The organism is Bartonella sp. HY406, assembly GCF_025449315.1.
In the GTDB taxonomy this organism is placed as follows: Bacteria; Pseudomonadota; Alphaproteobacteria; order Rhizobiales; family Rhizobiaceae; genus HY038.
The window spans coordinates 1,414,709-1,434,244 of the sequence record NZ_CP104893.1; the positions used below are offsets into that span (position 1 = coordinate 1,414,709).

At 40.0% G+C, this 19,536-nt stretch carries 17 protein-coding genes, 2 tRNA genes and 1 pseudogene; 11 read left to right on the forward strand and 9 right to left on the reverse strand.

The genetic code is table 11. From position 1 onward, the window contains the following. Nucleotides 1–54: 54 nt before the first annotated feature. Nucleotides 55–1,089: a tRNA dihydrouridine(20/20a) synthase DusA gene (gene dusA / locus N6B01_RS05910; protein ID WP_262080353.1), complete on the forward strand. Its 1,035-nt coding sequence runs from the start codon at nt 55–57 to the stop codon at nt 1,087–1,089. Nucleotides 1,090–1,115: 26 nt separating this feature from the next. Here the strand turns inward: dusA and N6B01_RS05915 are convergent, their stop codons facing one another. Both N6B01_RS05915 and trmFO read right to left on the reverse strand, forming a co-directional pair. Then, the gene (locus N6B01_RS05915) at nt 1,116–1,793 is read right to left on the reverse strand and encodes an HAD family hydrolase (protein WP_262080354.1); all 678 of its coding nucleotides are present in this window, start codon (nt 1,791–1,793) and stop codon (nt 1,116–1,118) included. Between the two features lies 1 nt (nt 1,794). Beyond that, a complete protein-coding gene (trmFO, locus tag N6B01_RS05920; protein ID WP_262080356.1) occupies nt 1,795–3,195 on the reverse strand; it encodes a methylenetetrahydrofolate--tRNA-(uracil(54)-C(5))-methyltransferase (FADH(2)-oxidizing) TrmFO in 1,401 nt (466 codons plus the stop codon). A 503-nt stretch (nt 3,196–3,698) separates the two neighbouring features. Between trmFO and bcp the strand changes: the two genes are divergently transcribed. The 4 genes from bcp to N6B01_RS05940 all read left to right on the forward strand — a co-directional run bounded on the left by bcp (nt 3,699) and on the right by N6B01_RS05940 (nt 7,221). After that, complete coding sequence (gene bcp, locus N6B01_RS05925) at nt 3,699–4,172, forward strand: thioredoxin-dependent thiol peroxidase (protein WP_262080358.1); 474 nt, start codon at nt 3,699–3,701, stop codon at nt 4,170–4,172. Between the two features lie 156 nt (nt 4,173–4,328). Further along, nucleotides 4,329–4,547 carry a hypothetical protein gene (locus tag N6B01_RS05930; protein ID WP_262080360.1) on the forward strand — a complete coding sequence of 73 codons (219 nt, stop codon included), beginning with the start codon at nt 4,329–4,331 and terminating at the stop codon, nt 4,545–4,547. Nucleotides 4,548–4,730: 183 nt separating this feature from the next. Next, nucleotides 4,731–6,479, forward strand: coding sequence for an extracellular solute-binding protein (locus N6B01_RS05935; protein ID WP_262080591.1), 1,749 nt, complete (start codon nt 4,731–4,733; stop codon nt 6,477–6,479). A gap of 67 nt (nt 6,480–6,546) precedes the next feature. Beyond that, nucleotides 6,547–7,221, forward strand: a complete 675-nt coding sequence (locus tag N6B01_RS05940) for a DsbA family oxidoreductase (RefSeq protein ID WP_262080362.1) — start codon at nt 6,547–6,549, stop codon at nt 7,219–7,221. 199 nt (nt 7,222–7,420) lie between these two features. Here N6B01_RS05940 and N6B01_RS05945 read toward each other — a convergent pair whose 3' ends face one another. Further along, nucleotides 7,421–8,092: a YiaD family glycine zipper/OmpA-like lipoprotein gene (locus N6B01_RS05945; RefSeq protein ID WP_262080364.1), complete on the reverse strand. Its 672-nt coding sequence runs from the start codon at nt 8,090–8,092 to the stop codon at nt 7,421–7,423. A gap of 187 nt (nt 8,093–8,279) precedes the next feature. After that, entirely contained in the window at nt 8,280–9,599 is a 1,320-nt protein-coding gene (locus N6B01_RS05950; protein WP_262080366.1) for a replication-associated recombination protein A, read from the reverse strand. A gap of 730 nt (nt 9,600–10,329) precedes the next feature. Here N6B01_RS05950 and N6B01_RS05955 point away from each other — a divergent pair. Further along, nucleotides 10,330–14,145 carry a vitamin B12-dependent ribonucleotide reductase gene (locus N6B01_RS05955; RefSeq protein ID WP_262080367.1) on the forward strand — a complete coding sequence of 1,272 codons (3,816 nt, stop codon included), beginning with the start codon at nt 10,330–10,332 and terminating at the stop codon, nt 14,143–14,145. Nucleotides 14,146–14,519: 374 nt separating this feature from the next. Next, a tRNA-Thr gene (locus N6B01_RS05960) sits at nt 14,520–14,595 on the forward strand. 79 nt (nt 14,596–14,674) lie between these two features. On the opposite strand, the pseudogene N6B01_RS15235 reads toward N6B01_RS05960, so the two are convergent. Then, nucleotides 14,675–14,857 (reverse strand): annotated as a pseudogene (locus N6B01_RS15235) (site-specific recombinase); the annotation flags it as partial. Nucleotides 14,858–14,914: 57 nt separating this feature from the next. Beyond that, complete coding sequence (locus N6B01_RS05965; RefSeq protein WP_262080368.1) at nt 14,915–15,121, reverse strand: hypothetical protein; 207 nt, start codon at nt 15,119–15,121, stop codon at nt 14,915–14,917. Between the two features lie 560 nt (nt 15,122–15,681). Here N6B01_RS05965 and N6B01_RS05970 point away from each other — a divergent pair. Further along, nucleotides 15,682–15,840 carry a hypothetical protein gene (locus tag N6B01_RS05970; protein ID WP_262080369.1) on the forward strand — a complete coding sequence of 53 codons (159 nt, stop codon included), beginning with the start codon at nt 15,682–15,684 and terminating at the stop codon, nt 15,838–15,840. 5 nt (nt 15,841–15,845) lie between these two features. Here N6B01_RS05970 and N6B01_RS05975 read toward each other — a convergent pair whose 3' ends face one another. After that, nucleotides 15,846–16,451 carry a hypothetical protein gene (locus N6B01_RS05975; RefSeq protein WP_262080370.1) on the reverse strand — a complete coding sequence of 202 codons (606 nt, stop codon included), beginning with the start codon at nt 16,449–16,451 and terminating at the stop codon, nt 15,846–15,848. A 41-nt stretch (nt 16,452–16,492) separates the two neighbouring features. On the opposite strand from N6B01_RS05975, the gene N6B01_RS05980 reads away from it, so the two are divergent. Then, nucleotides 16,493–16,666: a hypothetical protein gene (locus N6B01_RS05980; protein ID WP_262080371.1), complete on the forward strand. Its 174-nt coding sequence runs from the start codon at nt 16,493–16,495 to the stop codon at nt 16,664–16,666. Nucleotides 16,667–16,714: 48 nt separating this feature from the next. Then, complete coding sequence (locus N6B01_RS05985) at nt 16,715–16,972, forward strand: hypothetical protein (protein ID WP_262080372.1); 258 nt, start codon at nt 16,715–16,717, stop codon at nt 16,970–16,972. Nucleotides 16,973–17,195: 223 nt separating this feature from the next. Here N6B01_RS05985 and N6B01_RS05990 read toward each other — a convergent pair whose 3' ends face one another. Further along, complete coding sequence (locus tag N6B01_RS05990) at nt 17,196–17,690, reverse strand: Lrp/AsnC family transcriptional regulator (RefSeq protein ID WP_262080373.1); 495 nt, start codon at nt 17,688–17,690, stop codon at nt 17,196–17,198. 658 nt (nt 17,691–18,348) lie between these two features. On the opposite strand from N6B01_RS05990, the gene N6B01_RS05995 reads away from it, so the two are divergent. Next, on the forward strand, nt 18,349–18,843 hold the full coding sequence (locus N6B01_RS05995; RefSeq protein WP_262080374.1) for a GlcG/HbpS family heme-binding protein: 495 nt from the start codon (nt 18,349–18,351) through the stop codon (nt 18,841–18,843). A 393-nt stretch (nt 18,844–19,236) separates the two neighbouring features. Here the strand turns inward: N6B01_RS05995 and N6B01_RS06000 are convergent. Further along, nucleotides 19,237–19,313: transfer RNA gene (locus N6B01_RS06000), tRNA-Ile, on the reverse strand. Nucleotides 19,314–19,536: the final 223 nt, after the last annotated feature.

Sequence of the window (19,536 nt, forward strand, 5' to 3'; positions counted from 1 at the left end):
AAATGGTAAGCTATAAAGCTGACCTTTTTAATGTCCTAGATGCAGTTGATTATTATGACACTTTATGAGCGACCATTTGTAAAAACCTTTGCAGTTGCGCCTATGCTTGATTGGACAGACCGTCATTGTCGTTTTTTCCATCGTCAATTAAGTGCCAATGCGTTGTTATATAGTGAAATGGTGGTAGCGGATGCAGCTATTCATGGACCTAAAGAAAGATTGCTTGGCTTTAGTGGTATTGAGCATCCCATTGCGTTACAGCTCGGCGGTAGTGATCCGCAAAAATTGGCCTTGGCGGCAAAAATTGGTGAAGATTTTGGTTATGATGAAATAAATCTCAATGTAGGCTGCCCATCTGACCGTGTGCAATCGGGTACTTTTGGGGCATGCCTTATGCAGTCACCTGATATTGTTGCCACTGCCGTTGCAGCAATGAAACATGTCGTTTCTATTCCGGTTACCGTTAAATGCCGCATTGGTGTTGATGAACAAGATACTGAAACCGCGCTTAATGATGTTGCACGTCTTTCTATTGCTGCTGGTTGTGACGCGTTTTGGGTTCATGCTCGCAAAGCCTGGCTAAAAGGACTTTCCCCCAAGGAAAACCGTGATGTACCGCCGCTTGATTATGGGCGCGTTTATCGTTTAAAAAACAAATATCCCAATATATTTATTGGTATAAATGGTGGTATTTCTAGCATTGAAGAAGCTACAAACCATTTGCACTATGTTGATGGTGTTATGGTTGGGCGCGCCGCCTATCAAAATCCAACGCAATTAAGTCATGTTGACTATGTAGTCTATGATGAAGCTTATCGCGAAATTGACTTTGAAAGCATAATAGAATCAATGTGTATTTATACCGATGCCCATATTCGGGCAGGGGGGCGTTTGTCGCATATAAGTAAGCATATGGTGGGATTATTTCATGGTTTTCCAGGTGCAAGGCGTTGGCGGCAAATATTGTCAACCGATGCAACTAATTATGATGCAACATCTAGCGTCATTAGAAAAGCCTTTGCCGCAGTAGATGTAAGCGGCATGCAAGAAAGCAAAGACGGTGAGAGCGAGGAAACCGGTTCAAGTTAATATTTTTGAACCGGTAAAATATTATTTTACTGATTGGTTAAAATACTATTCACTAATTCTGGGGTGAGTTCATCGAAGTGGCTAATAATATGATTGGGCGCAAGCTGCGAAACAGGAACATTCGTATAGCCAAAATCAACAGCAATAACGGGAATTCCGGCTGATTTAGCAGCATTTATATCTGCAGCACTATCGCCAATCATAACTGCATGTTTTGGATCACCGGCAGCGGCTTCTATGGTTGATAAAATATGACGACCATCGGGTTTACGCCATGCAAAACTATCACCACCGCATATTGCACTATAATGGTTTTGCGGGTCGATTGCATTGATGATGCGTCTTGCAGCATCTATGAATTTATTCGTACAAATTGCAGTTAAAAAGCCAGCGTCTTCAAAGCGTTTAACAGCCTCCTTAGCACCAGGGAAATAAGTTGTTTTCCCCGGAATATGAGCCTTATAATGTTTTAAAAATATTGCCACCATTTCATCAAGCATGGCATCATCAAAAGCGATATTTTGTTCGCTTAAGGCGCGTTGAATCATCACGCGACCACCTTGCCCTAAAAATTGGTGCAAATCATCTAAATCCGCAGTTTTGTAACCCTTTTCTTGTAAACAAAAATTTAAGCTATCCAGCAAATCAATAGCTGTTTGGGCAAGGGTGCCATCAAGATCGAATATAATAATAGGTTTAGCCATTTTATTTGCTTTCCTCTAACCAAATTTTCCAATCTTCTAAAGCACGAGCACTCAATGCCATTTTTTTGGCGATGGTCTTTTCTTTGCCGCGCAGTCTTTTACCCTCTGGTTTTGGCACATCAATTGGTGGGAAAAGACCAAAATTTACATTCATCGGTTGGAATGAGCGCTTTCCACCCTCTTCCTCCACCGAAATATGCCCGCCTGTAATATGATTTAACAATGCACCAAAGGCAGTGGTTAATGGCGGCGGAGTAATCGATTTTTGAAGCTTTTCAGCCGCAGCAAAACGCCCTGCAATATAACCAATTGCTGCGGATTCGACATAGCCTTCGCAACCAGTAATCTGGCCAGCAAAGCGTAAGTTTAAATTGCTTTTTAGGCGCAAATAGGGATCCAATAATTGAGGTGAGTTAAGGTAAGTATTGCGATGCAAACCACCAAGGCGAGCAAATTCTGCATTTTCAAGACCTGGGATCATCCGGAAAATTTGCGTCTGCGCTCCATATTTTAGTTTGGTTTGAAAACCAACCATATTGTAAAGCGTACCCAAAGCATTATCTTGGCGCAATTGGACAACGCCATAGGCTTTTATATCTGGTTGATGAGAATTCGTAAGCCCCATTGGTTTCATTGGGCCATGACGCAATGTTTCGCGGCCGCGCTCTGCCATTACTTCAATTGGTAGGCAACCATCAAAATAGGGGGTATTTTCAAAATCACGAAATTCTGTCTTTTCCCCATCAATCAAAGCGTCAATAAAAGCCTCATATTGGTCCTTATCTAAGGGGCAATTGATATAATCTTTACCATTACCACCAGGGCCAACCTTATCATATCGCGATTGATACCAACAAATATCCATATTGATACTGTCTTTATGAATGATCGGTGCAATAGCATCAAAAAATGATAAAGCAGCTTCATCGGTTGATGCTAAAATTGCATCAGCAAGGGCAGGCGAGGTGAGTGGACCCGTCGCTACAATCGTGCTACCCCATTCTTTGGGTGGTAAACCTACAACTTCTTCACGGCGAATTTCTATATTGGGATGATTAGACAATCGTTTGGTAACTTCTGCGGCAAAACCATCGCGATCAACCGCCAATGCACTACCAGCAGGAACCTGATGAGCATCAGCTGCGCTCATAATTAAAGAACCTGCAAGGCGCATTTCAGCGTGTAATACGCCAACAGCATTGGTTTGACTATCATCAGAGCGGAAAGAATTTGAACAGACCAATTCAGCAAGATGGTCACTTTTATGAGCATCGGTTTCGCGGGTAGGGCGCATTTCATGTAAAACAACCTTTACACCCGCCTCTGCTGCGGTCCATGCAGCTTCAGAGCCTGCAAGACCACCACCAATAATATGCAAAGCCTGATTATCTAAATCTGACATTTTTATCTTTCTAACGTTCAAATTCTAAAAAAAGTGAACTCTTTAAACTTATTAAAAAACTTAAAGAGTTTAAGCCAACATTTTGATCTAAATATCAAATCAGAGCGATGACAAAAATACATTGCTATAAGCGATATCAATAATCACAGGTCAACGCTGCCCCACTATTTTAACAAGAGGTTTTTGTAATTAGTTTCTGCAGCTTTAAACAAACCGATGATAGAGAGATTCTTTAAACGCTTCCGTCACTTCTGGCAAGTACCTAGTCTCGAGCGGGGCAATCACAAAGTCTTTAAAAATAGCAATAGGCTAGAGCTAAAGGCATTTAGTATACAAGCTATTTCATGGCTCAAAGCTTCGTATATTAAAAGCAATAATAAATATCACATAAGATATATTATGGAACTTTTTATGATATCTTTATCGAAAAGTCCATGTTTTGGTTTGAAAGATCGGTAATATGCTATAGATAGATAAAAACCCATTTAATCAAGGATGTTATAATGTCAGACTTAAATATTGGTGATAAAGCACCTGAATTTACCTTACCAGACGATAATGGTGATTTGGTGTCTTTAAAGGAACTGCAAGGCAAGCCAGTTGTGCTTTATTTTTACCCTAAAGATGATACCAGCGGCTGTACGACAGAAGCTTTGGACTTTACCGCTCTTATTAATCAATTTCGTGATATTGGCGTGCGCGTACTTGGGATTTCACCCGATAGCGTAAAAAAGCATGATAAATTTAAAGAAAAGCATCAGCTTGCTGTTGAACTATTAGCTGATGAAGAGAAGACTGTTTTGACAGCCTATGGCGTTTGGGTCGAGAAATCCATGTATGGACGCAAATATATGGGCGTAGAGCGTACAACACTTCTTTTAGATGCTAATGGCACAATCGCTGAAATCTGGCGTAAGGTTAAAGTGACAGGCCATGCTGAAGCTGTATTGAAAGCAGCACAAGCGTTAGTTGCGTAACAAACACTTTTCTTGTAAATGGCAACCTAATCCAGTTTAATTATATTGGATTAGGTCTTTATGCTACGTTGGCTTTTTATTGGTAATTCGCCAATAAATTAACGTTTTTTTATGGCTTGCTATGCTTTGCTAGCAATGCATAAGGAACGTAAAATTATGAAATTTGCTTTTATTTTAATAACCACCGCTATCATTTCGTCAGGCAACAGTTTTTCTTTTAAAAGCAGCATATTAGAGGGTGATATTAAACCCTATAGCCAACCCCTGCCCGCCAAAACCAACTATATTGCCGCCAAAGAATCTGTCATCAATCAAGATGATTATTTTGTTGATATTGATCCAATTATTACTGGCAGCCATGTTCTGCTTCATTAATTCATTATTGATATTTTACGCATTTTTTTAATTTGGATAATCGTCATGTATAAGAGTTTAAAAGTGGTTTTTAGCAACAAACCAGGCCGATTATTAACCAGTTTTTGGGCTTTATTTTTTGCCAATTTATGCGTTGTTAACACGGTAAACGCCCAAGATGGCAATATCGCTACGGGGGTTGCCATGCATGGTGGTCCGCAATTAGCCGAAAATTTTGATCATTTTCCTTATGCTGATCCCAATGCCCAAAAGGGTGGTAGATTGTCTTTTGGTGTTATTGGTACATTTGATGGGTTCAATCCTTTTATATTGCCAAGTATGCGTACAACAGTTCGCGGTCTTTTCGGTGATGAACAATTAGGATCCTTAGTATTTGAAAGTTTAATGGTGCGCTCACGTGATGAGCCATTCACCCTTTATGGGTTAATCGCCGATAGGGTTGAAATAAATGACGCACGAACCGAAGCAGTTTTTCATTTAAATCCTTTAGCTAAATTTCAAGATGGAGCACCTATAAGGGTTGAGGATATCATTTTTACCGTAGATTTATTGCTTGAACATGGCCGACCACCATTTATTAGTTACGCCAAGCGCATAAAGAAAATTGAAAAAATAAATGATCAAGCAGTACGGTTTATATTTAATAATGACGGTGATCGAGAGCTACCTTTATTAATTGCCAGTGTTCTGCCAGTTTTGCCTGAACATGCTATTAACCGTGAAAATTTTGCAAAAAATGGACTCACGCCTTTATTGGGGTCAGGGCCATATAAAATTTCTCAATTTGATCAAGGGCAGCGCGTAACTTATAAGCGTGATGAAAATTATTGGGGCAAATATCTAGCTGTTAACAAAGGGCTTAATAATTTTGATGAAATTCGCATTGATTATTATCGAAACGATAACGCTCGATTTGAAGCTTTCAAAAAAGGCATTCTTGATCTGTTTATTGAAGAACAACCTAATCGTTGGCGGTTAAGCTATGATTTTCCTGCAGTTCAAGAGGGAAAGGTTGTAAAAGAGGAATTTAAAACAGGCACGCCTGCTCCAATGATTGGTTTTGTGTTCAACACACGACGATCACTTTTTGCTGATAAAAAAGTGCGTTACGCTCTTTCTAGCCTATTGGATTTTGAATGGTTAAATCGTAATCTTTTTGATAATCTCTATCAGCGCACTGAGGGATTTTGGGATGGTTCGGAGCTTTCATCAGTAGGTAGACCGGCAAATGATTTTGAAAGGCAATTGCTAGCGCCCTACCCTGACTTGGTTAGCCAAGACATTTTAGATGGAACATGGCATCCGGCAAAAACGGACGCATCTGGAATTAACCGTTTTGGGGCGCAACAAGCTTGGCAAGAGCTAAAAAATTTAGGTTTTACACGTAAAGGCAATCAGATTTACACGCCATCTGGTCAGCCTTTTACTTTTGAAATCATGACGCGCTCGATCGAAGAGGAAAAAATTGCCCTCGCCTATCAACGCTCACTCGCCCGTATTGGTATTACAGCTAAAGTACGCTCAATAGATGATAGTCAATATCAAACACGATTAGGCACTTTTGATTATGACATGATTATTGGTCGATTAAGTGCATCATTGTCCCCTGGTAATGAGCAAATACGCCGCTGGGCTTCATCATCTCGTGATATGGAGGGCAGTTTTAATTATGCAGGCGTTGCTAATCCTGCAGTTGATATCTTGATAAAAACAATGCTAGAGGCACGCAGCAAAGAAGAATTTACCAGCAGTGTTCGCGCGCTCGACCGCGTGCTTATTTCAGGCTATTATTATTTGCCTCTATACCACCTTCCCCACCAATTAGTAGCGCGCCGAAATTATGTAAAGCATCCAAATTATACTTCGCTTTATGGTTATCGTATCCCAGCTTGGTGGATAGATGAAAGCGAAAAAGCAAAGTTAAAAAAATAAAAATGGTTTTAGTTTTTATATTTAGTGCTTATATAACAAGCACTATAAAAGCCTATTCATTAAGAGGTTGTTTGTGACTAAATTAACTATCGATATTATCGCCGATTTCGTCTGTCCTTGGTGCTATATTGGCGGTAAGCGACTTGATAAAGCACTTAAAATCTTAGAAATTGATGATGCTAAAATTGAATGGAAGCCCTATCAGCTTGACCCAACGCTTCCAAAACTTGGTCGCCCTTACGAAAGTTATTTAAAACAACGATTGGGTGGAGCAGATAAGGTTGATGAAATTCATCGCCAACTTATTGAACTTGGTAAAGAGTTTGAGATCGAGTTTGATTTTGCAGCTATTGAAATCATGCCAAATACATTAGATGCTCATAGGGTTACTTATTGGGCGGGACAGGCCGAAAGTGATACCCAAACTAAAGTGGCTTATGAGCTTTTTTCAAGGTTCTTTGAGCAAGGTCAAGATATCGGCGAAACGAATATTTTAACCGATATTGCACGTGAAGCAGGTATGCGTGGTGACGTTGTTGAAAAACTTCTTGAAACAAATGTTGATATCAATACCATGACAGATGATATTACTCTTGCCCAAAAAATTGGTGTTCAAGGTGTTCCGTGTTTTATCATTAATAAAAAATATGCGATTATGGGCGCGCAATCAACTCAGAAATTTGCTGATGCAATTGGGCAAATATGCGCTGGCTTTGAACCGCAGGGTAGCGAAGATCGATAGTTTAAAAACACTTAAAACAATGATATAGCTAAAAATATGAAAGCGCCAATTTAACTAAAAAGTAAATTGGCGCTTTTAATTTATCAATATTTCGCTTATTTCTAAATCATTCAATTATGATTTATATTACTGTTTTAATTAAACAGTTTTTTTTAAAATAAAAAAGTCAAAAATGCTTGCTCTTTTATAAAACCAAATTTTAATAGCCACCTTGGCGCAGTGGAGCGATCTGGATTTCAACGCGTCTATTTTGCGCCCTACCCATTTCCGTTGCATTTGATGCAATTGGATTTGATTGTCCATAACCAACTACGGAGAAGCGGCGTGGATCAACGCCTTGACTGCCAAGATATTGTGCAACCGCACCAGCTCGGCGTTCTGATAGAGCTTGATTATAATTGGCATTACCTGTCGAATCGGTAAACCCGAATACGTCTACTATTGATTGATCAAATTTCTTCAATACAATAGCGACCGAATTTAAAGTATTATAGAATTGCGGTTTGACAGCATCTTGGTCGGTATTAAAAGTTACATTACCAGGCATATTTAAAATAATCTGGTCGCCATTACGAGTGACCGAAACGCCAGTACCTTGCAATTGGGCTCTTAGTTCTGATTCTTGGCGATCCATATAATTGCCAATTGCACCGCCTGCCAATGCGCCAACACCGGCGCCAATCAATACGGCATTACGTTGGGCACGGCTTGAACCACCAACGAATAAACCTCCTAAGGCACCAAGCCCTGCCCCGAGAGCTGCACCACCAGCCGTTTTTGATATTTGCTGCTGACCTGTATATGGATCAGTTGTCATACAACCGCCCAAAAAGCTACCTGCAGTTAATAAAATGGCAATTTTCTTGATCATTAATGGTTTCTCCATCAAGTGCGATAATTACAAAAACCCAAGAACGAAATAATTGGGCACAAAGAATATTTAAGCTTTAATATATAACTTAGGGCATTTTTATGAGCAATCCACTAAATTCACTTGATACCCATTAGATTTAAGCGTTTTAAACCTACTTTGGTAAGCTTTATATTTAGAGGCTACATTAATTGGTTTGCTCTCTTTCGCGCCGCAGCTTTGCCCACCAATCGAGCCGTTTTTGCAATTCACGCTCAAAACCGCGTTCAACCGGTTGATAGAATTGTTGATGTTTCATTTTTTCAGGAAAATAATCTTGGCCTGAAAATGCATCTGGTTCATCATGATCATAGCGATAACCACCACCATAACCTTCTTCTTTCATTAATTTTGTTGGAGCGTTTAAAATATGACGTGGCGGCAATAATGACCCATTTTCTTTGGCGGCGCGCATAGCGGTTTTATATGCGAGATATGCAGCATTAGATTTGGGTGCTGTTGCCAAATAAATGCAAGCCTGCGCTAAAGCAAGCTCTCCTTCTGGCGAACCTAAATAATCATAAGCATCTTTGGCGGCGTTGGTCACAATAAGCGCTTGAGGATCAGCAAGACCGATGTCTTCAACTGCCATGCGCACTAAACGCCGGCCAATATAAAGTGGATCTTCACCTGCATCAAACATACGACATAGGTAATAAAGTGCGGCATCGGGATCAGAGCCACGCACCGACTTATGAAGCGCCGAGATTAAATTATAATGTCCATCCTGCCCCTTATCGTAAACGGGCGCACGACGCTGTACCACATCTTGGAGTGAATCTGCACTAAAAATTTCATCTTTACGCGCTGCACGCCAAATTTCTTCAGCAAGGGTTAAAACCGCACGACCATCGCCGTCAGCCAGTCTTATCAACACGCTGCGCGCAGCTTCATCAAGCGGCAATGCTTTATTTTCAATAGCTTCAGCACGAGATAAAAGAACAGCTAGGCTCTCTTCACTATGAGATTTAAAGCTTAACACGCGAGCACGTGATAATAAAGCCGCATTTAACTCAAAAGATGGGTTTTCCGTGGTGGCGCCAACAAGAATCACCGTTCCATCTTCCATAACCGGCAAAAAACTATCCTGTTGGGCTCGGTTAAAACGATGGATTTCATCAACAAAAAGTAAAGTTTGGCGGCCATTACTGTGATTTAGCCGCGCCTTTTCAAAAACTTTCTTTAAATCAGCCACGCCAGAAAAAATTGCTGAAATCTGCTCAAAAGCTAGCTCTGTTTCATTGGCTAAAAGCCTTGCTATTGTCGTTTTTCCAGTTCCTGGCGGGCCCCAAAAAATCATCGAGCCAAGGGAGTGCGATGCAATCATGCGAGTTAATATGCCCTGCTCACCGGTTAAATGTTCTTGACCGGTCACTTCATTGAGTTTTGTAGGGCGCATTCTCTCGGCAAGAGGACGATTTTGATCAACAAGTTTATCTTGTTTTGGCGATTGAAATAAATCATCCATAATAGTGAGAGCCTATCCATAACACATCTTCAATACCGTAGATCTAGTGTTTTTGTAGAAATAATTCAATGTTAGATTAAGACACGAATCTTTTATCTTTAAAATATTATATGCATTGTGAAGCACTTTGCGTTGCCATTTTTTTGCGGAAGATATCTAAGCTTTTTGCTTTAAGCGCTTGTCCAAAATGACCTAATGAAACTATCCCCAATATTCACAAGTAATGAACAGTTTTTTTATAAAATCTATGTTTGAAAACCACAAGATGTAGTTTTTTAGCTTATATTAAAACAAGTCCTTGACGATCTATTTTTTTTAACCCTTTATGCCAAAATGAAGCAGTAATCTTTCGCTTCATCATTGTTTTTGCGTTTTGTGCCCTATGTAACGGTTTATCGGAATTTTAAAATTTCGTTGGCCGTTTTTTTAATAGCACTTTTTATGGTAAATGCATTATTAAAAAAAATACTCATACCTACTATATTTAGTGTTGATTTTGCATTTTAGATGGTAGATATAGATTTTTATAAAAGCAAATCGTTAAGAATGAATCGCCTGCAATTGAGTAATTTAATCCCCTCATTTATTTGCAGGTTATTTTTTTTGCGCTTTGATGTCTCTTTTGGAAGGTACACTTTCAAAAAAAGATAACAGGATAGGTTAATCTTTATGGGATGATATATTCCCATAAACGCTATATGCGCCACAATATATAGATAAGGTCAGACTAATGAAAATTGCCCGTTATTTCACCAAAGCAGGTCAATCACCTTATGCTGAGATTGAGTTTCGCCATGCAACGAGCGAAATTAAAAATCCAGATGGATCGATTGTTTTTCGCATGGAAAATATTGATGTACCGGCACAATATAGTCAGGTAGCTGCCGATATTTTGGCGCAGAAATATTTCCGTAAGGCTGGCGTTCCAAAGTTTTTGAAAAAAGTTGAGGAAAACGACGTTCCATCTTGGCTTTGGCGCTCGGTCGCAGACGATATCGCGCTTGCCAGTACTCCGCATAGTGAGCGCTATGGTAGCGAAAGTGATGCAAGACAAGTATTTGACCGCTTGGCAGGAACTTGGACCTATTGGGGTTGGAAGGGTAAGTATTTTTCTAGCGAGGAAGATGCGCGTGCTTTTCGCGATGAACTTGCTTATATGTTAGCGACGCAACGCGTGGCGCCTAATAGCCCACAATGGTTTAATACAGGTCTTCATTGGGCTTATGGCATTGATGGTCCTGGTCAAGGGCATTATTATGTTGACTGGCAGACTGGCCGTTTAACCAAATCAACTTCATCTTACGAGCACCCACAGCCTCATGCTTGCTTCATTCAATCTGTTGCCGATGACCTTGTTAATGAAGGCGGCATTATGGATCTTTGGGTACGTGAAGCGCGCTTATTCAAATATGGTTCAGGTACAGGTTCAAACTTCTCGCAATTGCGCGGTGAAGGTGAAAGCCTATCTGGCGGTGGTAAATCATCTGGCTTAATGAGTTTTTTGAAAATTGGCGATCGTGCGGCTGGAGCAATTAAATCCGGCGGTACAACGCGCCGCGCGGCTAAAATGGTGGTGGTTGATGCGGATCATCCTGATATTGAAGCCTATATTGATTGGAAAGTTAACGAAGAACAAAAAGTTGCCGCTCTCGTCACTGGCTCTAAAATTGTCAAGAAGCATTTAACCGCTATCATGAAAGCATGCGTTAATTGCGAAGCTGATAATGATGATTGTTTTGATGCACAAAAGAACCCTGCCCTAAAGCGTGAAATTCGTGCTGCTAAAAAGGATATGGTGCCTGAAAATTATATTCAACGCGTTATCCAATTTGCACGCCAAGGGTTTAAAGAAATTCAATTTTCTACCTATGACACCGATTGGGATTCAGAAGCCTATTTAACTGTCGCCGGCCAAAACTCAAATAATTCTGTATCAGTTAAAGACGAGTTTTTACGAGCCGTTGAGCAAGATGCCGACTGGAATCTTATCCGTCGTACCGATGGCGGTATTTATAAGACATTGAAAGCTCGCGATTTATGGGATCGTATTTCATATGCGGCATGGGCATCAGCTGATCCTGGCTTGCACTTCAATACAACAATGAATGACTGGCATACATCGCCAGCGGCAGGTCCTATCCGTGCATCAAATCCTTGCTCGGAATATATGTTCCTCGATGATACTGCTTGTAATCTTGCCTCAATCAATCTTTTGCCTTACCGCAAACAAGATGGCAATATTGATATAGCAGCTTATGAACATACTGTGCGCCTTTGGACCATCGTGCTTGAAATCTCGGTAATGATGGCGCAGTTCCCATCGCGCGAAATTGCAAGGCTTTCCTATGAATATCGCACGTTAGGTCTTGGCTATGCTAATATTGGTGGCCTCTTAATGACATCTGGTATTCCTTATGATTCTGATAAGGGACGTGCGTTAGGCGGTGCATTAACCGCTATTATGACCGGTGTGGCCTATGCAACATCTGCTGAAATGGCATCTGAATTGGGTGCATTTACGGGTTATCCTGCAAACGCTAGTCATATGTTGCGGGTTATACGCAACCATCGCCGCGCAGCCTATGGGCAAACGCAAGGCTATGAAAAACTCGCGGTTAATCCTGTTGCATTAAAAGATGTTGATTGCCCCGATTACCGGTTAATTGAACGTGCTCGCCTTGCTTGGGATAGAGCCTTGCAATTGGGTGAAGTACATGGCTACCGCAATGCTCAAGTAACCGTAATTGCACCAACCGGAACTATTGGTTTGGTGATGGATTGCGACACAACTGGTATTGAACCAGATTTTGCTTTGGTGAAATTTAAGAAGTTAGCAGGCGGCGGTTATTTTAAAATTATTAACCGCGCCGTGCCAGAAGCTTTGCGCACCCTTGGCTATAGCGAATCGCAAATTGCTGAAATGGAAGCATATGCAGTTGGCCATGGGAATATCAATCAAGCGCCAGCGATTAATCCATCTTCCTTAAAGGCCAAAGGCTTTACAGATGACAAGATTGATCTTTTAAATGCAGCTCTTAAAAGTGCATTTGACATAAAATTTGTCTTTAATAAATGGACGCTTGGCGAAGATTTTTGTAAAAACGTTTTAGGCCTTAGTGACGCACAACTTGATGACTTCTCTTTTGAGATGTTACAAGCGCTTGGTTTTTCAAGGAAAGACATCGAAAAAGCAAATATCCATGTTTGCGGCGCAATGACATTAGAGGGTGCACCATTCCTAAAAGAAGAGCATTACGCTGTTTTTGATTGTGCTAATGCTTGCGGTAAGATTGGCAAACGTTATTTGTCAGTCGAAAGTCATATCCGTATGATGGCTGCGGCCCAGCCCTTTATTTCGGGCGCTATTTCAAAAACCATCAATATGCCAAATAGTGCAAAGATTGAAGATTGTGCAAAGGCCTATATGCTTTCTTGGAAACTTGGTCTTAAAGCCAATGCGCTATATCGTGATGGGTCTAAACTGTCGCAACCTTTGAATTCATCGCTTATTAGCGATGAAGATGACGAAGATGATAGCGTTGAAACTCTTTATGAAAAGCCAATGGCAGCACGCGTTGCCGATGTTAGCGAAAAAGTAGTTGAAAGAGTTGTTGAGCGCGTCATTGAAAAAGTGGTTGAGAAAGTTGTTCATGACCGCGATAAATTACCTAATCGCCGTCAAGGCTACACACAAAAAGCTATCGTTGGTGGTCACAAGGTGTATTTACGCACTGGTGAATTTGGCGATGGCCGTCTTGGTGAAATCTTTATTGATATGCATAAGGAAGGCGCTGCTTTCCGTGCAATGATGAATAATTTTGCGATCGCTGTGTCACTTGGACTTCAATATGGTGTTCCATTAGAAGAATATGTTGATGCATTTACATTTACAAAATTTGAGCCAGCCGGTATCGTTCAGGGTAATGATGCAATTAAAAATGCAACATCAATTCTCGATTATGTGTTCCGTGAACTTGCTGTTTCCTATTTAGGTCGCAATGATTTAGCCCATGTTGATATTTCAGATTTTTCTAATACTGCTCTTGGTAAAGGCGTAAAAGAAGGCAAAACAAATCTGATTTCAACCGGTTGGACACGTGGCTACAAACCAAAAAGCTTAAGCCCTCTTTCCAATGAGCCTAAAGCTTCCAGTAATGTTGCACCAATTTCAGCAAATTCAAACGTCACGACATTAAAGCCAGCCAATACAATTAACGTTGTTTCCTCTTCACAACCAACTGCATTATCAAGCGATGGCGCTACAGCTTTCAAACATGATTTTGCACCCGAAATCAGTGAGGAAGCGATTGACGAATTTGAAATTGATTCTTTGTTTAATGATGATGAGCTTAGCAATGCTTTATCAATAAAAGATACAGAAGCACAGCAGGCGGAAACTAAAAAGAAAACCGCTAGCCGGCGTATTCAAGCAATGATGCAAGGATATACAGGCGACATGTGTAGCGAATGTCAAAACTTCACCATGGTGCGTAATGGCACGTGTTTAAAATGCGATACATGCGGTTCAACTAGCGGCTGCAGCTAAAAATAATCCCTGCTTATTTGTTTAAGTGGGGATCCTCATTTTCAGTTTGATTTAAAAAAACGCTGTGAGTCTAATGGTGGCTCACAGCGTTTTTAATTTAATCTTATCGCCGCTTAATAAAATAATGCAGCACAGCTATTTTTAAATAATCTTCACCCAACACGAACCGGTATTGTGTAGTTTCATTAATTAAAGAGATTCTTAAAAAATAAGTCGCCATTTAACTCATTACCATCAATACTCGGTCAAACATTGGTATTTTTGGATCAACTTATCCACAATCGTGAATTATTTTAAAAAAAATGCATATTTAAGTGTTTTTAGGCTTGCAAGTTTAGATCAATATGCTAAATGCATGTCAACGCAAACGCGTTGCCCTTATAGCTCAGTTGGTAGAGCACCTGATTTGTAATCAGGGGGTCGGGAGTTCGAGTCTCTCTGGGGGCACCATTTATCTTATTGATAATGCTAAACAATCCTTAAAAGTTGAAAACTGGAAATAGCAAGGTTAGATACTTTTTAAGTGAGGTTAAACATTTTTTGTTTTGCGTCTATTCACTTCTTGGTCCAAATTTACAATTACTGGCGTTGGTTTTTTGAAGCGTTTCGCTGACCTTAAATAGTGTTGGGCCATGCCGGTTGTTCTTTGCCCTAACATGTCTGCAATGGTGCGATCATCGTAACCTAATTCTGCTAATATGGTCGCAACTGTGTGGCGTAATTCCTATTAGTGTTAGCCCTGCTCCAATCAGCCCTTTTGGCTCAAGCATTAGCTTGATTGGTCGCCGAGAGGCAAGAAACCTGAAACAGTCCATGGCTTACCTTTACTATTTACACGAAGCATAGTTGTTTCGGTTTTTACCGTTTTAGAAATCTTGCGGACAATCTGTGCAGGTAATGGAATCCATACAGCTTCGCCTGCCTTAACGCGGCTAGTAGAAATCAGTCCTTCATTTATTGTAGATTTGGGTAGCAAGATCGCTTCTTTCGGGTCCAAACCGCAACAAATCATCAAAAAAATCGATAACCGCATATGCGTAGACATTGTAGCTAAAACAGAGTCACGCTCATTATTTAATCATGGGCGAATAGCATATGCCCCACCTTTTGCCCTTAGCTATAGGGATTATTAAGATAATAGTTGATAAAGCCAATAGTGCAACAAAGCATGATAGTGGTAAACCATGCCTTGACCTATTGCCAGTAGAGCCTTGTAAAAAATAGCAAAGATTTTAGCCTTTGGTGCGCCAAAATATGACGACCATAATTGGTGCAGCCAAGCAGATGGTAAGTTTGTATAAGGGCGGCTTTACGCTGCCGGCTACGGCTTAAATTTCCCTTTGGAATGGTGAAGATTTAGACGCGGAGTCCGGCCTACCCCACCTTGCCCACGCCGCCTGCAAAGATAGCTGGAATAAGTGCTCGCCAACTCCCAAGACTTTCCTTTTTCGATTGTCGTTGAACAGTATCTTTTACTTTATGTTTCTCGCTGTTCATGCTTTTCCCTCGCGTTTCACATACGGGAGTATTGTTATCATGAGCGGTTCAATAATCAATCTTTTTATTGATGAAGCGGGTGGGGTAAAAATTGCCGATTGTGTGGCTGATCTTGGCTTGCCAACCAATTCCCGCAATAGAAAATATGCTGGCCCCTGCCCGCAATGTGGGGGGCAAATTTTGCCAAGGCAAACTTAAAAACTTCAGATAATCATCACGCCGCCAATAAATTCATAGCTATCAATAACATCACGCTTTCCTTTCAGCATAAGGCTATCAATATCAATTTTTTGATTTTGTTTTTTACCAAAATCGTTCAAACAATTGAGTGCCGCAAATATAGCTTTTTGTTTGGAATTTTCTGTATCAAACCCACTACTGAAGTCAGAGTGATTAACGATATATTCCTTCATTATATCAATCACTTGTTGGATATGTTCATCATCATTATTAATATAACACTGCATGCTTTTGATTGCAGCCATAACCTCTATTTTAGACTTATTCCCACCCATTATTTCACCAAACTTCATGAAAAGATTTGCGAAGTTAGAAGCACGGCTTTCATTAATGTTAATTTGAGTTGGTTCAAAATTGATAAATGGAAATATAACGTTAAACATTAAGACGCAAAGGGCTATGAGAATACTATATCCATTATTCTTAATCTCAGTACTTGCGGGGGCGTCATGGATGCTCCAGATGCCTATTGCGAATACCAACATCAAAATTACAATTATGGTACCGAGTGCTTTATCCGGATAAACGTTGAGCCGCTTATGAACGCTCTTTTTCTTTTTAATCACCATTTCTCTGCACCTTTCAAACTCAAAAAGGGGAGATTGTTAGCATGAGTGGTTCAATAATCAATCTTTTTCTTGATGAAGCGGGTGGGGTAAAAATTGCCAATTGTGTGGCTGATCTTCGTTTGCCAACAGTTTCCCGCAATGGTGAATATGCTGACCCCTGCCCGCAATTTGGTGGCAAGGATCGCTTTTCTTACAATATCCGTAAAGATGTTTGAAATTACCGTGGCTCCCAAAAAGGCAAACTCATTCCGCTAAGTGGTTTTGTGTTTAAGCGTGATGGCTATTTCAAGCCGCGTTTTGAGTGCAAGCGTAGGGTGGTGGGTGAAGGCATTGAGCCGGTGCTAGCCTTACGCCTTGCCGAAGGCTTGCGTAATGACACAATTTACGCAGCAAGCGGAGACCTTGGCAACTTATGCGACCTTGCAAGCCGCTTTGCCCACCCAAGCCAAACCATGACCGACAGTAAGGGGCGTGTGCGCCGTGTTTTGGTGGCAGGTGACGAACCACTGATGAGCGCTTAGCAAAAATTGGAATCAATAATGCATGGGATCTCCCTTGCCATCTCCAATATCTAATTGAGTATTAATCTAAGTTAGTTTTCTTGCAAAAAAGCAGACTCGTTATGCCACCCAAACTTTGTAACAATGCACTTATTTTACAATTTTCGACAAAATCGGCAGGCGGATTATGAATTTAAAACCGCACGCCATAATTTTACATAGAGATATAGATTAATTATTACACCTAATCAAAATCTCTCTTTCCTGTTTCCTTTTCTAAAACCATATAATCTAGCGGTAATTGCGTTGTGTACTTGATTTGCTCCATAGCAAAAGAGGAAGAAACATCACGAATTTCGATTTTGCTGATTAGCTTTTTATAAAAGTTGTCATAAGCACCAATATCAGGAACAACAACGCGAAGCAGATAATCGATATCGCCGCTCATCCGGTAAAATTCAACAACTTCTGGAAACTCACGAACCACTTCTGAGAAACGCTTCAGCCACTCATGAGAATGAGAGCCGGTGCGAATAGAAACAAATACCGTTACTTTGGTATTGACCTGTTCCGGATCGAGTATCGCTACCCTCCGTTGAATAACCCCATCTTCCTCAAGCTTTTGTATTCTACGCCAACAAGGGGTTGTCGAAAGACCCACTTTTTTTGCAACATCTGCTACTGCAAGAGTTGCATTTTCCTGTAAAAGACGTAATATTTTACGGTCCAACCGGTCCATTAGTTCCTCACAATTCTTATTGGAAAACAAATATACTGATTTGATTTCGCTTTATATTTTTATTCTGTTAGAAAAATATCTAACCATGACTGATACTTAAAATTCAGCCGAATAACAATTTTAGCATGGAATAAATATATTTTCAGCAAGTACATAATTCCAATCATATTTTATCAGAATTAATTCAAACTTTAAATCTAATCCCACACCCTATTTCCGTTCTAATTAGATTATTTTTCTAACATTTAAATAAATTATATAAAAAAAATTCAAAAATTACGTTTTTTAAAAAATCTCACCCTAAAACACTGACCGAGCCTTCGTGTATAGTTATTACAATTGATTTTTAGAATATTTACTATTCCTATGAAGTTCATTGCGAAAAATATAAGCTGTTACTGCGAAAAATTAGACGAGATCCTCTCTAAATATTATTTGATATCGTTTCATTTCAACTGGTTATGAAATATGACTGAAATGATCGCATTTTTGTCAAAACTTAGCCTAGAAATAGCACTAAATCGCAAGCTAAAAGCTAACCAATGCGATATTTGAAGAATCTTTTACTTTTCAAATATTATGAAATGGTGACAGAGCAATTTAATGCCCCTTTTACACTCACAATTAAATTAAAATTTATTGCATTCTGGAGACACTAATGAAAGCCTTGCTAAAATTAGCAATATTATCTTGTTTAATTGCCTTGCCTTTACCTGCAATTGCAGAATACTCGATTTCAAACCTCGATATCAATGACGCCAAAAATATGATTAATACTGGAGCAAGTGCAGCGGCTGAAGCAAAAGCAAATATTTGTATTGCTGTGGTTGATACATCTGGAATGCTAATTGCTTTTCAACGCATGGATAAGGCACCGCTTAGCTGCATTGACGCCGCAATTGCAAAAGCAAAATCTGCGGCTCTTTACCGTATAAAAACATCGGTAAATATGGATCGCGTCAATAGCGCTGAGCCTGCTATTGCAACCTTACCCAATTTGGTGCCTGTTGGCGGTGGCGTACCCGTACTTAATAATGATATAGTAGTCGGCGCTGTTGGTGTGAGCGGCGCAATACGCAATGTAGAAATTCAAATTGCTGAAAAAATTGCCAATACTTACACAAAATCGTTAACCCAAACCAATACTCAATAGTTGGTAATACGCGCTAAATTAATTTATTTTAAATATACGTCTTAATCCAAAAGCACAATTTTTTGTTGTGCTTTTGGTGTTTCACAATCAAATTAAAGCGGCTATTTTTATAAATAGGAGCAGCCAACTAACTTTAGTAAGTTAAGGGCTGCCTAAGCATATAAACATTGTAATCAAACGAAATAAGCAGTCATCGTTTATGAAATATTTTGTTACTGGATCAACAGTTCGAACAGGTGCTGATTTAGACCGTATGCATCGTAATATAGCTGTACGTTTCTTTTATAAATTACAGTGCACCATTGCCGTCGTGCAACAAGAACGTGCTGCACAATTGCGAGATGACCTTAAAATCATCCCGAATTCACAATTTCAAGAGTATTTTTTTAAAAATGGTGGGCCCGGAGGGACTCGAACCCCCAACCAAGCGGTTATGAGCCGCCGACTCTAACCAATTGAGCTACAGGCCCCACGCAGGACAGTTCCTAAAGGAATGTTTCACTATATACAAGTACTTTTTTTAATTTTTCCAATTTTTATTTTAAGTCACATTTTATATGATTGTTAATTATGATTGAGTTGGAAATGCAAATATATGAGAGGGTAAATTCAGCCATAGCAATTATCTAATTTGGGGATGCAGTTGCTAGTCGTAAAGAGTCTCATAATGCTTTATTTTTAATACTTAATATC